At 40.5% G+C, this 13584-nt stretch carries 11 protein-coding genes; 8 read left to right on the top strand and 3 right to left on the bottom strand.

The window, feature by feature from the left end; all coding sequences use genetic code 11:
• Positions 1-156: 156 nt before the first annotated feature.
• Positions 157-3840 (bottom strand): hypothetical protein, encoded by a 3684-nt coding sequence (locus tag CL667_03275; GenBank protein MAL16711.1) that lies wholly within the window; start codon positions 3838-3840, stop codon positions 157-159.
• A gap of 284 nt (positions 3841-4124) precedes the next feature.
• On the opposite strand from CL667_03275, the gene CL667_03270 reads away from it, so the two are divergent.
• The 6 genes from CL667_03270 to CL667_03245 all read left to right on the top strand — a co-directional run bounded on the left by CL667_03270 (position 4125) and on the right by CL667_03245 (position 9071).
• Entirely contained in the window at positions 4125-4826 is a 702-nt protein-coding gene (locus CL667_03270) for a spore coat protein (GenBank protein ID MAL16710.1), read from the top strand.
• A 3-nt stretch (positions 4827-4829) separates the two neighbouring features.
• Positions 4830-5693 carry a dTDP-4-dehydrorhamnose reductase gene (rfbD, locus tag CL667_03265; protein ID MAL16709.1) on the top strand — a complete coding sequence of 288 codons (864 nt, stop codon included), beginning with the start codon at positions 4830-4832 and terminating at the stop codon, positions 5691-5693.
• Positions 5690-6235 carry a dTDP-4-dehydrorhamnose 3,5-epimerase gene (rfbC, locus tag CL667_03260; protein ID MAL16708.1) on the top strand — a complete coding sequence of 182 codons (546 nt, stop codon included), beginning with the start codon at positions 5690-5692 and terminating at the stop codon, positions 6233-6235. Before rfbD ends, rfbC begins: the two co-directional genes overlap by 4 nt.
• Position 6236: 1 nt before the next feature.
• The gene (gene rfbB, locus CL667_03255; GenBank protein MAL16707.1) at positions 6237-7241 is read left to right on the top strand and encodes a dTDP-glucose 4,6-dehydratase; all 1005 of its coding nucleotides are present in this window, start codon (positions 6237-6239) and stop codon (positions 7239-7241) included.
• A 108-nt stretch (positions 7242-7349) separates the two neighbouring features.
• Complete coding sequence (locus tag CL667_03250; protein MAL16706.1) at positions 7350-7799, top strand: EVE domain-containing protein; 450 nt, start codon at positions 7350-7352, stop codon at positions 7797-7799.
• A 477-nt stretch (positions 7800-8276) separates the two neighbouring features.
• Positions 8277-9071, top strand: a complete 795-nt coding sequence (locus CL667_03245) for a xanthorhodopsin (protein MAL16705.1) — start codon at positions 8277-8279, stop codon at positions 9069-9071.
• Between the two features lie 66 nt (positions 9072-9137).
• Here the strand turns inward: CL667_03245 and CL667_03240 are convergent, their stop codons facing one another.
• Together CL667_03240 and CL667_03235 are read right to left on the bottom strand one after the other, a co-directional pair.
• The gene (locus CL667_03240; GenBank protein ID MAL16704.1) at positions 9138-10073 is read right to left on the bottom strand and encodes a hypothetical protein; all 936 of its coding nucleotides are present in this window, start codon (positions 10071-10073) and stop codon (positions 9138-9140) included.
• 121 nt (positions 10074-10194) lie between these two features.
• A complete protein-coding gene (locus CL667_03235) occupies positions 10195-11112 on the bottom strand; it encodes a hypothetical protein (protein ID MAL16703.1) in 918 nt (305 codons plus the stop codon).
• A 41-nt stretch (positions 11113-11153) separates the two neighbouring features.
• Between CL667_03235 and CL667_03230 the strand changes: the two genes are divergently transcribed.
• Together CL667_03230 and CL667_03225 are read left to right on the top strand one after the other, a co-directional pair.
• Positions 11154-11963 (top strand): hypothetical protein, encoded by an 810-nt coding sequence (locus CL667_03230; GenBank protein ID MAL16702.1) that lies wholly within the window; start codon positions 11154-11156, stop codon positions 11961-11963.
• Positions 11964-12039: 76 nt separating this feature from the next.
• The gene (locus CL667_03225; protein ID MAL16701.1) at positions 12040-13362 is read left to right on the top strand and encodes a DNA recombination protein RmuC; all 1323 of its coding nucleotides are present in this window, start codon (positions 12040-12042) and stop codon (positions 13360-13362) included.
• Positions 13363-13584 lie beyond the last annotated feature (222 nt).

Here is a 13584-nt window from a genome sequence, read left to right as displayed (position 1 = left end):
TCTTTTTTGCTGAAAATTTTTGAAACCTAAATAGTTGCTTTTTTTAGCTTCCTTAATGTCCTTAATTCAATATAATATTAAAAAACCTTAACAAGAAGAATATTAAGGCCTCTTATTTAATTACGATGTAGGGTACAGAGCAGATTGTAGAAAGGATTACTTAATCAGTGTCATCTTTTTGGTGACAATATTTTCCGGTGTTGCCAGTCTGTACAAATAAACGCCACTAGAATTGCCGGCTGCATTCCATGTATAAGTATGAGTTCCTGCAGGAAGCTCTTCACTGACGAGAGTTGTTACCTCTCGTCCAAGCATATCAAATATGGTAAGCTGAGTAAAGCTTTGAAGAGGAAGGTCAAACTGAATATTTGTAGTTGGGTTGAATGGATTGGGGTAATTTTGTTCAAGTGTAAAACTCTGTGGAAGGTCTGAGGCATCAGAGCCGGGATTAATTTTTAGTACAAATCGTGCCTTTGCACTACTGGTTTTACTGGTTACTTTTGCACGGTTTTGTGCATTACCATTTGGTGCAATCTTATTCTTGTTTCCATTATAATTGAAAGGGTAGATCCCTCCGTCAGTAACAGGAAATTCTTCCCCTGTTTTTTTATCGATGATACTTAAACTCCATCCATTGGGAATATGGTCGAAGTTCTTAAATGAAAGGTTGAGGGGTTTTGAAGTTGAGATTCCAGCTTCAAAGGATTCTACCATAATGGGGATCTCTATTGTACGGCCAAAATTGCGAGGCAAGTTGTTGATGGCGTATTTATCTCCATTCTCCGTTACAGAACTAAGCTCCAAATAATTAGTGATGCCCGGAATTGGCAAAAGGCGGTAAGCATCAGATTTATCCTTGCCTATTTTGGCATGCTCAGTAAACATAAAATGGGTAGAGACTTCATGTTTATCATCACCCAGTGATACAGAAAACGACGGATGTGCAGTGATTTTTTGGTTAGCTATCGTTTTGCCTACAAAAGTGCCACCCGTTGTTTTAGCAGTTTCTTCAACTTCAAGAGTGGGGGAAGTATCGTTAGCCTTAACCCAAAAACCTTGAAAAGGAGAAATCAAGCCATTTCCTAAATCTCCGGTAGTTCCATTCCATGTCAGGTATTGATTGCTGTCGTAGTCCCAGATATAAATGGTGTTGTCGATATTGGTTTTGGTCCAGCTGCCAGAATTGTCCCAGTTTATGGTTGCTGCATAGGGATTACCAATGAAATTCCACCCAGAATCAGCTGTGGTGGTGTAGGTTACTCCAAAGTCAACAGGCCCTTCATGTTCTTGTCCCTGAACCTCTAAGGTAGCTGGCAGGGGAAGTATGTCATTATAAAGAGGGTCCGCATCAATATCACCAAAAACATAGGTGAATAAACCCTGACCTGGGGTTAGCGAAGTAGCCGCACTTGCCGGAGCTCTCCATCTTTGATTATCGGTTCCTGGATAGTTTTCTAGGTAGTAAAGAACGTTAGGCTGCAACGTATCACCTGGATTTGATCCGGTACTGTAGTAAGCGCCGGTATAACCTTGGGTTACAATGCCGTCAAAAAAGTCATCGTAGTCAGAACTGATCGGAGAGGAAAAGAGTCTCCATCCCTGGGTTCCCGTAATGATTTGCCTCATTACTAAGTCGCCAGAGCCAATTGATTTTGTATTGGCAATAAGGTTGTTTCCGGATTCAATAATTAATGATCCATTGGTTAAGGAGAGGGTGCCATTCACTTGAAGGTTATTATCTAGCGTCACACCCGAGGCATTATTTATGGTAACATTGGCCGCGGTTGTTGGGAGACCAGTACCGGTAGCTTGTGCTGCTGAACCGTTATAAACATAAGAACCACCTGTTCCGAATGTTCGCGTTGTGGTTTGAATATTGCCTGTAGCTCCGGAAGCGCTGATTCCTCCCGGTGATCCAATCTGAATGGTTCCTGTAGTAAGCTGAAAGATTCCTGCCCCGGAAATAGTCTTAGTGCCGAGAGTAAGATTCCCCCCTGATCCAACCCGAAGTTCTGATCCACCGCTTACCTGTACCGAGGTTTGGTTGACAATTGATGTTGTACTGGAAATGGTAACTAAATCTCCATCCCCAACAATAATTGTAGCATTACTTGTACTTGAAGGATTTGTAGTAGCAGCCGGACCGGAATGACTTACTCTGGACCACGTACTGTTTGTAGCCCAGCTACCGGAGGTTCGGCTATAAAAAGTTATAGGGCCAAATTTTGTAAATCTCTTTTTGTGATTGTCTGAGAGTTCACCGCCGTCGGTACTTTCCATGGTTCCGCCAGGGTTCATGGTAATTTCATACTGAATATCTTCCGTGATAGTTGAAACGGTTAGTGTAACTACTGTACTGTCACCGCCGGTATTTAAAGAGGCATTACTTACTGTTAAGGTTGTTGCGGGGTTATTTACTCTGGCAATACTATAGTTTCCTGTTGTCTCAGCCGGACCTTGTAACATAGCCTTGTTAAAAGTTATAACTACAGTATTTAAATCTGTTGCCGTTGCCGAAACTGCAAAAGGGGAAGGGCTTTGGACGTTATCGGCACCTCCACCACCAACTTCACCTTGAACATCCAATTGATCGTCGCCCTCAACTATAACACCGCCATCTTCATCAACAATAAGATCTCCTTCAATGACTACGGTATTCTGAGTACCGCCATCTGTGTTAAAAACAGCCCCTGAGTCAACCTGAACATTATAAAAAGTAAGATCAGAACCAGAGTTTATGGTTTGAGTTGAATCACCGCTAAATACGACTGTACTAGAATCAGCCTCGAAATTACTTCCGTTTTGCACAGTGAAATCACCTTCCAGAGTGACGGTAGCACTACCGGCATTAACGGTACCTCCGGAGGTAAATGAAGCATCACCACCTACATTCAAGCTTCCTGAATTTAAGTCAATAGTTCCGCCACTACTCAAAGATGCATTCCCACCGATAGTGATCGACCCGTTATCAACCGACATATTACCATTACTAGTAAAAGCTGCATTTCCGGTAACAGTGACCTCGGCATCTTGAACGTTAAAGTAGCCGCCACTGCCAACATCCACATCAGAATTAATGTTAACAGTACCTGAGCCAAAATTGGCATAACCACTATTTCCAATGGAAGTAACATCGTTGAAATTAATGGTACCGGTATCCAAATTAATGATGCCGCCGCTTCGAACGGTTACTTCGCCATTGAAATTCGTAACCCCATCATTTCCATTGTAAGTTCCATTTACAGTGGTGCTGCCATAGATATTAGCAGTTCCATCCTGGGCATTAAATGTGTCACTGTTTGAGATATCAAAATCGCCTCGCACATTCAGAACTCCATTTCCAAGGTTAAATGTACCAATGATCTCCACATCAACGTCTTCCGAAATAGTACCGGCAGTAAAAGAACCATTTGTGATGTTAATTTCTGATTCTGCTGAATTCACATCAAAGTTGTTTTGTCCTCCTGATGTAGCCGTCATCTCAACATGCCCGTTGATGATATTTAATTTACCTGCACCATTAATTATTAGATCATCAGTTATGGTAAGCGTAGCATTGTTTCGAATTCGAAGCTGATCCCCTGGATTGCTGTACCACACATTTATGCTAACAGAGCGAACTGTCACATTGGAGGTTATTACCGGGTAGGGTGTAGTGTTCCCTCTCATACCCACAGTTTGCCCGGATGTTGGAACACCTGACGGATTCCAGTTTCCGGCGGTATGCCATGATGAATCAATCGCTCCAGTCCATATCTTATCCTGTGCACTCAGCGAAGTAGTTCCGCAGAGCACAAGAAAAAGAGTTAAGAAAAACGTTATTTGAAGCTTGATATTCATACTTATTATAAATGTAGACTAAAGTAAGCATATAAAGCTTCTTTAGTTCTTTAGAGAGCGATTATGAGCTATTTATAACCTACATTAAAAGGTCTTAACGTTATCTGGAAACACAAGGAAATAGAACTCCAAACTTAAACACAGATTGCATGTGCAAGCCATAAATTCGGTACAATTTTACTGCAGTCAGAACTGTAATAAGTCAATATTATTTTTTTATCGGTGTATTATGCAGTCTCTTAAGATTATCCTTAGGTTTAGCGAAAATTAATTCACAGTTTTTTATGAAAGGAATCATACTTGCGGGAGGAACCGGGTCCCGACTTTATCCCTTAACTAAGGTTACGAATAAACATCTTCTTCCGATTGGTGATAAACCGATGATTTATCATCCCATCGAAAAGTTAACGGAAGTTGGCATTCAGGAAATTTTAATTGTTACGGGGACAGACCACATGGGTGCTGTGGTAAATCTATTGGGTTCTGGTAAAGACTTTGGATGTCGGTTTACCTATAAAGTTCAGGATGAGGCGGGCGGAATTGCACAAGCCTTGGGGTTAGCTGAAAACTTCGCAGGCGATGAGCCGGTGGTCGTAATTTTGGGGGATAATATTTTTGAGCACTCACTCCAAAAAGCCGTAGATAATTATGACGGAAATGGCGCTCAAATCCTTATAAAGGAAGTACCAGATCCAAAGCGGTATGGAGTAGCTGAACTTGATGGAGAGAAAGTGTTGTCGGTGGAAGAGAAACCTAAACAGCCTAAATCCAACTTTGCAGTAACAGGCGTTTATTTTTATGATTCGAAAGTTTTTAACTGTATAAAAACATTGAAGCCCTCTGGCCGGGGAGAGTTGGAAATTACCGATGTCAATAACTACTACATTCAGCAGGGGGGAATGAAAAGTTCGGTTATGAAAGGATGGTGGACGGACGCTGGCACACCTGAATCATATAGAATAGCTAATGAATTAGTGCGGGGTTAGCAAATGCGGATTTTGATTACCGGAGGAAATGGGCAGCTTGGCAGAGAATGGGTGCAGTTTCTAAATAAGCAGGAAGTTGAATTTATTTCACTCCCTTCTTCAGATCTGGATATCACCAACCATGCTGATACCAATCGGGTGCTGAGCAATCTTAATCCTACCGTTATAATAAATTGTGCTGCCTACACAAAAGTGGATCAGGCTGAGGAAGAAAAGGAATTAGGCTTTAAAGTAAATGCAGACGCTGTTGAAAACCTGGCTGAGTATTGTGACTCCAACAAAATTAAATTAGTACACTTTTCCACAGACTATGTATTTCCCGGAACCGAAGGCGATATGGAAAACCTTGCTAAAGGGTATCCCGAAGAGTATAAGACCGATCCGACAAATGTATATGGCGCTTCAAAATTAGCAGGCGAAAAAGCTCTTGCTGATTCTGGTTGTGAATTTTTACTGATTAGAGTTTCGTGGCTATGTGGTAAGTATGGAAATAACTTTGTTAAAACGATGCTTAGGCTCGGCAAAGATAGAGACGAGCTTAGCGTGGTTAATGATCAATATGGCAGCCCGACTTTCACTAAGAATGTTGTTGAAAACTGCTGGCAGTTAATTAAACAAAAAGAAGAAGGGACGTTTCATGTTAGCTCTGCGGGTAAGTGCACTTGGTATGATTTTGCAGCCGAAATTTTTAAACAAACGGGTGTTGAAGTTAGCTTGAATCCGGTAGATAGCTCACAATTTCCAACAAAGGCAAAACGTCCGGCTTTTTCACTGCTAAGTACAGAAAAAATCACTAACATCTCAGGCGTTTCAATTATAGATTGGAAAGATGGGTTAAAATCATTGTTGGCAGAATTGGAGATATGAAAATTACAGAAACAAGAATACCTGCTGTAAAACTTATTGAACCTAAAGTTTTTGAAGACGATCGGGGCTACTTTTACGAATCTTACCGGGAATCAATCCTGAAAGAAGCAGGGATAACAGTAGATTTTGTACAGGATAACGTATCAAAATCTTATAAGGATGCTATCCGAGGACTTCATTATCAAATCGAAAATCCACAGGATAAATTGGTGCAATGTCTTGAAGGAACCATTCTGGATGTAGCGGTTGACCTTCGCCAGGATTCGCCTTCTTTTGGTAATTATGTGGCATTTAAGCTGTCAGATGTTAACAAGCAGATGCTATTTATCCCCAAAGGATTTGCACACGGTTTTTCGGTGCTTTCGGACGATGCCATCGTTTCCTATAAATGTTCAGATTATTACAATGCAGAAGGAGAGCGGGGAGTACGTTGGGACGACCCCTTAATCCGAGTTCACTGGGATGTTGCCCGACCTATACTTTCCGAAAAGGATCGTAAGTTGCCTTTATTTTCATCACTCAAAGAAGAAGACCTCTTTTAATATGCGCGTTATAGTCACAGGAGGAGCCGGGTTTATTGGTTCTAATTTAATTTTACGTTTAGCTGAAGCCCATCCCGAATGGGAAATTTATAACATTGATAAGCTTACCTATGCTTCGGATCAGTCTTATCTGAAGCCATTAAAAGATTCAGGTCAGTACTATTTTAAGAAGGTTGATTTAGTAAACAGGGATGAAGTGCATGATGTGGTTAATACTTTCAAACCGCAGGGAGTTTTTCACCTGGCGGCGGAATCTCATGTTGATAACTCAATTCAAGGTCCCGAGCCTTTCATACAGTCTAATATTGTGGGCACATTCAACATTTTGGAAGAATGCCGGCTGCTTTGGAAAGACGATGAAGAAGCGTGGAAGAATAACCGTTTTCTGCATGTTTCAACGGATGAAGTGTATGGTGAGCTCGAGGATGAGGGCTTTTTTACGGAAGAAACTCCATACGCACCAAATTCACCTTATTCCGCCTCAAAAGCGGGAAGTGATATGATTGTTCGAGCATATTATCACACATACGGCATGAACGTAGTAACCACCAATTGCTCTAACAACTACGGACCTCATCAACATGATGAGAAACTAATTCCCGTTGTAATTCGAAGCGCCATCAACCATGATAAAATTCCAGTTTATGGAAAAGGTGAGAATGTACGTGACTGGCTGTTTGTCCATAATCACTGTGATGCCCTAGATACTGCGTTTCTAAAAGGTGAAGCCGGTGAGACTTATACTATCGGCGGTAATAATGAGTGGAAGAATATAGAGCTGGTCCATAAAATCTGTAATATCTTAAATGAAGAAGTGGGTAATGGACCGGATGGCGATTACAAAAACCTGATTACCTTTGTAACGGATCGCTTAGGCCATGATTTCAGATATGCCATTGATGCCTCAAAAATTAAGAATGAATTAGGCTGGGAGCCTTCTCAAGACTTTGACGGAATGCTCCGCCAAACAATTTTGTGGTATGTTAGAAAGTATAATTCAAAATGAAGAACTAAAGATTAAAAATTAAGATGGAGCGAAGTGCTCATTTTTAATCTTTAATTTTAAATTTTTAATTCTAAAGAAAAAATAATGAGTGACAGAAATTATTGGCTAATGAAATCCGAACCGGATGCTTACAGCATTGATGACCTTGAACGCGATGGGGTAGAACCATGGGATGGCATTCGAAATTATGAAGCCCGAAATACTATGCGAGATGACATGAAAGTTGGGGATGGTGTCCTGTTTTATCATTCCAGAGTATCTCCCCCGGTCATTGTGGGCACAATGGAAGTTGCTAGTGAGCCCTATCCTGATCCCACCCAATTTGACCCCGACTCAAAATACTTTGATGACAAGAGTAGCGAAGAAGATCCGAGGTGGCAACTTGTTGATGTGAAGTTTGTTCAGAAGTTTGATGAACCGGTAACACGCACAGCTATGAAGAAAGAACTATCACTCGAAGAAATGGTAATTTTCAATCGGATTAGACTTTCGATTACCCCGGTAACAGAAGCCGAATGGAAAAAAATCCACGAAATGGCCGGCGCTGATATAAAGTAAACTGACCTTTTATAATGCTGAGATTAATTCATTTCTTGATCTCAGCATTACTTTCTTCAGGGAATGAATTTGTTTTACGCTCGTCTTCCAATTCTCTGAATTCTTTTATGGTTAATCCAAATCCAATCAAGAAAAGTATGGTTGTGAAGATTCCACAGAATAGTATAACTGTATTACTCATTTGGACTCCTGTAAATGTTCTTGATATAAATTCCGAAGCCTAATAGCGACGGAACCCAGATACCTACAAATATTCCTGCTTCAGGATTGGTGGTAAACCATAAGTAGATTGAAAGCAACATCGATAAGAATGCTGATCCCAGTATAAAATAGTCGGATAATTTCATTTAGTAGAATTAGTTCTGATTCGCTTAATAAATAAAAATTAAGGACTAATCATTCCGACAAATAATTCCGGAACTTTCAAAATGAAATGAAAGTTATGCCTGTACTAATCATAACTATAAAGGAGACGCTATGTTGGAACAACCAACCTTAACATTTGGCGAGTATACACTCGTCTATAACATGTTATCATTCGCGATTGCCTCGATGATATTTTCGGGTTTATTTTTTGTGCTTTCCCGCGATCGAGTAGCTCCTAAGTATAGAATTTCTTTAGTGGTCTCAACACTCGTAGTAGGTATTGCAGCATATCACTATTTAAGGATTTTCAATTCTTGGGAAGCCGCATACATGATAACCGACGCAGGTAATTATATCGCATCAGGTAAACCTTTCAATGACGCCTACCGATACATTGATTGGCTTTTAACAGTACCACTGCTAGTGGTAGAACTGGTATTAGTAATTGGTCTGGCTAAAGACAAACAAAGCAGTATGCTAACAAAATTAGTGATAGCTGCTTTTTTAATGATTCTTTTGGGCTACCCGGGAGAAATTTTAATGGATGACAGCTTATTCTCAATGCGAGGATTATGGGGTCTGTTAAGTACTATCCCATTCATTTACATAGTGTATGTATTGTGGGGTGAATTAGGAACCGCTATGGCAGATCAGACTGGTAAGGTTCAAATTCTTTTCAGAAATATCCGGTTGCTGTTGCTAGCTACTTGGGGTTTTTACCCAATTGTGTATATGGCACCATTTTTTGGATGGACTGGCGCTGAGTCAGAGATTGCTATCCAGGTTGGTTATTCCATTGCTGATGTATTAGCTAAAGCAGGTTACGGTGTAATGATTTATGCTATTGCACGAGCTAAATCTGAAGCTGAAGGCTATGAAGTAGGACAAAGCACAGTAAGTGCCTAGTTCTGATCATTCACAAAGAGAGCAATGACCCTGTCGTTTAAAAGCGGCAGGGTTTTTTTATGGACTTTATTCTTGGTGGAAGTTGCTATACATCTTTTCAACAACAAACATATGAGGGAGAGTAAGTACACTTATCAAAATGAAAAGAAGGGCTACAAGTAACTCCTCATTCCCGAATGCCTGCAGCATAAAATATAAAAAGATTAGACCAGCGTAGGAGATAACAGAGTACAGAAAGGTGCTTTTATAAAACCACATAAAAGAAACATTCTCACCAAACTTCTCTAAATAGTTTAGCATAGTTTTGGTATGATTAAAGGCATGCCAGCATCCAAAATAAACTGAGAATGCAAAAATTGGATCACAATAATAGAATAGAAAAGGCACAATGAGAGCGTCAATAGAAAATAAAGAGTAAAGGTTGTCCGGCTTTTTTAGGGTGGACAGTAACAGGTAACAAGCCGGATAGATGAGTGCCAATGTTGTGGAAAGAATATCAGGTGCTACTATCGGAAACAAAGCACCAGCGATGGAATAGCCCGTTACTTCTTCGATAATAGAAGAAGAGTAGTAAGGCTCACTGCTAAAAAGTATTAACCCGACAATTGTAATTCCGCGAGCATATAGCATAAGGTGCTTATGCCATCCCTCAAACGAAAAGCGTTCTGCATCAGCTTGTCCGAAATGGTAGAGTGTCATCAGCAGAAAAAACATAAAAGCTGCAAAAGGGGAAAACACCCAAAACAGTCCATACAAAAACATCACGCTCAAATACCCGGCGTAGAAGATAAATTGATTTCTAAAATTCTTGGGTCTATCAAAGGCTTTGAACGCAATTATATGATCTAAGGCACCATGGGGCATTCCAATCACGAGGATCACGAGTCCGAGTATCCAGAACCTTATTTCATAAATAATATCCGGGATTAAAAAGTTTATCAAAATAGAACCAACCCCAACAGCAATTTGATATTTAAGATGTGAGTTATGTGTTTTGCCCAAAAGAATCTTTATTTATGAATAGGTTCCAGAAAAACTTCAAACTTCTACAATCAGTTCCTTAGAGTAAGAGATGTTTAGCGCTGGGACTTTTTGATCTAATCGAAAAAAGAATAAGCTGAATTTATAAGTATGCGTAGCTTTCTTTAGTACTCTCTCCTTTATCAATTTTATCATACAGGGAATAGAGGTAAAGGATGATTACTCCAAATGCTACACCGGATACGAGTAATAGGATATTCGCCAAGCCATCCGTAGAAAAGGAGAGCCGGATAAGCACTGTAGTCACTACAAAACCCGTATTTCGAATGAGCAGGCTGTAACGATCGGTGTATCTGAATGAAGCCACTAAGATCAAGACGTCGACAATAATCAGGGCGACGAAAAATTCGTTGTAGAATATTTTGTTGAAATCTTTAACGGTATTGATCAATCCTAAACTGAGTTGATTGAGCTCAATAATCCAATGTGTAAAGCTATAGATGGATAGAAACAGAAATACAGGAATCAGTAGAATACAGAGTACTTTTTTATATACTATAAACCCCTCAATATTGGGCGTTACGGTATGACTCTTTCTGTTAACCAGTAGGTATCTAAATAAAAATATGAGGAAAAAGAGCACCACAAAACCGATGAGATCATACAAAAGCGGTAAGTTTTCACTACTTAACAGTTCGATATTCTGGAAATCCAAATAGGAGATGTCTTTAAAAATTCTGCGTATCAAGATTAAGGATACAATCTCATATTGCTTGGCAATTGACACTGAAAATGATCGAGGTAAGTAATAAATCAGCAGGTATACTTCATAAAAAAGTATAAAAGAAAAGGGTGTATAAAGCGCTGAAATTGGACTGGAAAGAAATCCCTGAAGTTGGCTATGAGCTGATATTACACCGCTCATATTTAAAAAAACAGCAATCAGATGAATACCAAATCCAATACTTGCGACATAAAGCGTACCGATCTCGATACGTTCTTTAATATCCTCATTGAAGAATTTTTCAAAAAGCAGCAGCACGAATTTTTTTGATATCATACCTTAACAACTTTAAAAACTTCTAAATTGTTCGTTGGTACATGAAGAAACGCAAATTACTCACTTATTTAGCCGTTGGTATACTAGTAGCTTATACGGGTATCTGTATCTATTTCTATCTGATCCAAAACACCATCATCTTCAGACCTTCTCAGCTAGATACTAACGAAAGCTATAGCTACAATTTTAAATTTGAGGAGCGCTGGTTCGAACCGGAAAAAGACGTTCGGATCCATGCCATCCATGCTTTTGCAGATTCATCCAGAGGGTTAGTGATTTATTTTCATGGTAACCGAGGCTCCAATCGAACAAACCCAACTAAAATCGAGCTGTTTCTAAATAACGGTTATGATGTCCTCTATCCGGATTATCGCGAATATGGTAAAAGTACAGGTGAGCTTTGGAATGAAGAAGACCTGGTTGGGGATATGGAGTTCATTTTTGATGAAATGGAATCCGAATATAGGGAAGAAGATATTGTGCTGATGGGCTATTCTCTGGGAACGGGGGTGGCAGCACAGGTTGCAGCAGCAAATGACCCAAAAATGCTGATTATGTGGACGCCATACTACAGCATGGTTGACATGAAAGATGCTCAGTTTAGTTTTCTGCCTGATTTCCTGGTTCGATATCCACTTCGTACCGACTTAGCTCTCCAACAAATAGAAGAACCGGTTTATATTTTTTATGCGGAAGAGGATGAAGTGCTTCCCGTCGAGCGCTCCATCAGACTCACCGATTTTTTAAAAGAAGGGGATGAACATTACGTGCTGGAGAATCAGCGCCACGGCTGGATTTACAGGAATTTTGAGCTGGTTGAAAAGATGAATGTGATTTTGAATAAGAATTAAAGTTTGAGGTGACAAAACCTGTCACTTATCATTAGTATCTTTCGAAACACAAAAGAAATTAAGAGTAAATTTTTTCATGGAATACATTTTAGCCATAGCAGGAATCATTATCGGGGGAATCGCGGGATATGCCATCGCGCATTTCAAATCTAAATCAGAAAGTTCACGGCTGGAGGAGCGAAATCAGAATCTGAGTGATCAGCTACAGGAAGCAGAGGCTGAGCTGGATAGCCTTCAGCAAAAGAAAGAAGAAGAGCTGGAGCAGGAGCGAAAGCGAGCCAATGAGCTGGATAAACAACTGGCTGAGCGAAACGCAGACTACCGGAATTTGCAGGAGCGACTGAGTGAGCAGAAGAAGGAACTTGGCGAAATGCAGGAACAACTGACAACACAGTTCGAAAACCTGGCCAACAAAATTCTGGAAGAGAAGTCCGAGAAATTCACCAAGCAAAACAAAGAGCAGATGGATCAGCTGCTGAATCCGCTGGGTGAAAAGCTTGAAGCTTTCAAGAAGAAAGTGGAAGAGACATACGATGATGAAAACCGCCAGCGTGCTACGCTAAAAGAACAGATCAAACAAATGGCAGAGCTCAATAAAACCATGAGTGAGGATGCCAAGAATCTGACCAAAGCACTTAAAGGAGATTCTAAAACGCAGGGGAATTGGGGAGAGGTGATTCTACAGCGAATTCTTGAGAAATCGGGTCTGCGTAAAGACGAGGAGTATTTTGTGGAGCAAAGTGTTACGATGGATGATGGTCGCCGTATTCGTCCCGATGTGGTTGTTCGCCTCCCGGATGAAAAGTTCCTGGTAATCGATTCCAAGGTCTCTCTTACAGCATACGAACAGTTTAGCTCAGCGGAAGATGAAGCCGATCAGGAACGAGCGTTGAAAGAACACATCAACTCTATCCGGACCCACGTGAAAGGGCTTAGCGAAAAGAATTATCAGCATATTCACGGCGACAGAAGTCCGGATTTTGTATTGCTGTTTATACCCATTGAACCAGCATTTGGCGCTGCTTTACAACACGATTCAAATCTTTACTACGAAGCTTTTGATAAAAATATCGTGATTGTAAGTCCATCTACATTACTTGCTACGCTTGCCACCATCGACAGTGTTTGGAAGCAGGAGTATCAAAATAAAAACGCTATGGAAATCGCTAAACGAGGCGGGGCTTTGTATGATAAGTTCGTGCTATTTGTGGAGAGCATGAATGATATCGGTCAGCGGATTCGCCAAACCCAAGACAGCTACGATGAAGCGATGGGAAGACTTTCTACGGGTGCCGGTAATCTAGTCCGTCAAGCCGAAATGATTCGAAAGCTTGGAGCTAAAACTTCCAAACAATTACCGGATGGGATGGAAGAAGATCAAGAGCTTATCGAGGATTAAAGCTTTAGCTCACCTGGATTGACGTCCTTCTCGCAACGAATGACAGATTTCAGATTATGAGGTCTATCATGGCTATCTATTTTATATAGTCATGCTGAGGGTACACCCGAAGCATCTTCACAAGGTTTTTCCATTTCTTCGTTTTGCAGATCCTTCGAGAGTACTCTCAGGATGACAAGGTCTTTTCAAAGAAACAAATTCTGCCAAATATGGTATCTGTAC

Source organism: Balneola sp., from assembly GCA_002694685.1.
Lineage (GTDB): Bacteria > Bacteroidota > Rhodothermia > Balneolales > Balneolaceae > Gracilimonas.
The sequence above is the reverse complement of the archived record's forward strand: the minus strand, read 5'-3'. Positions and strand labels throughout refer to the sequence as shown.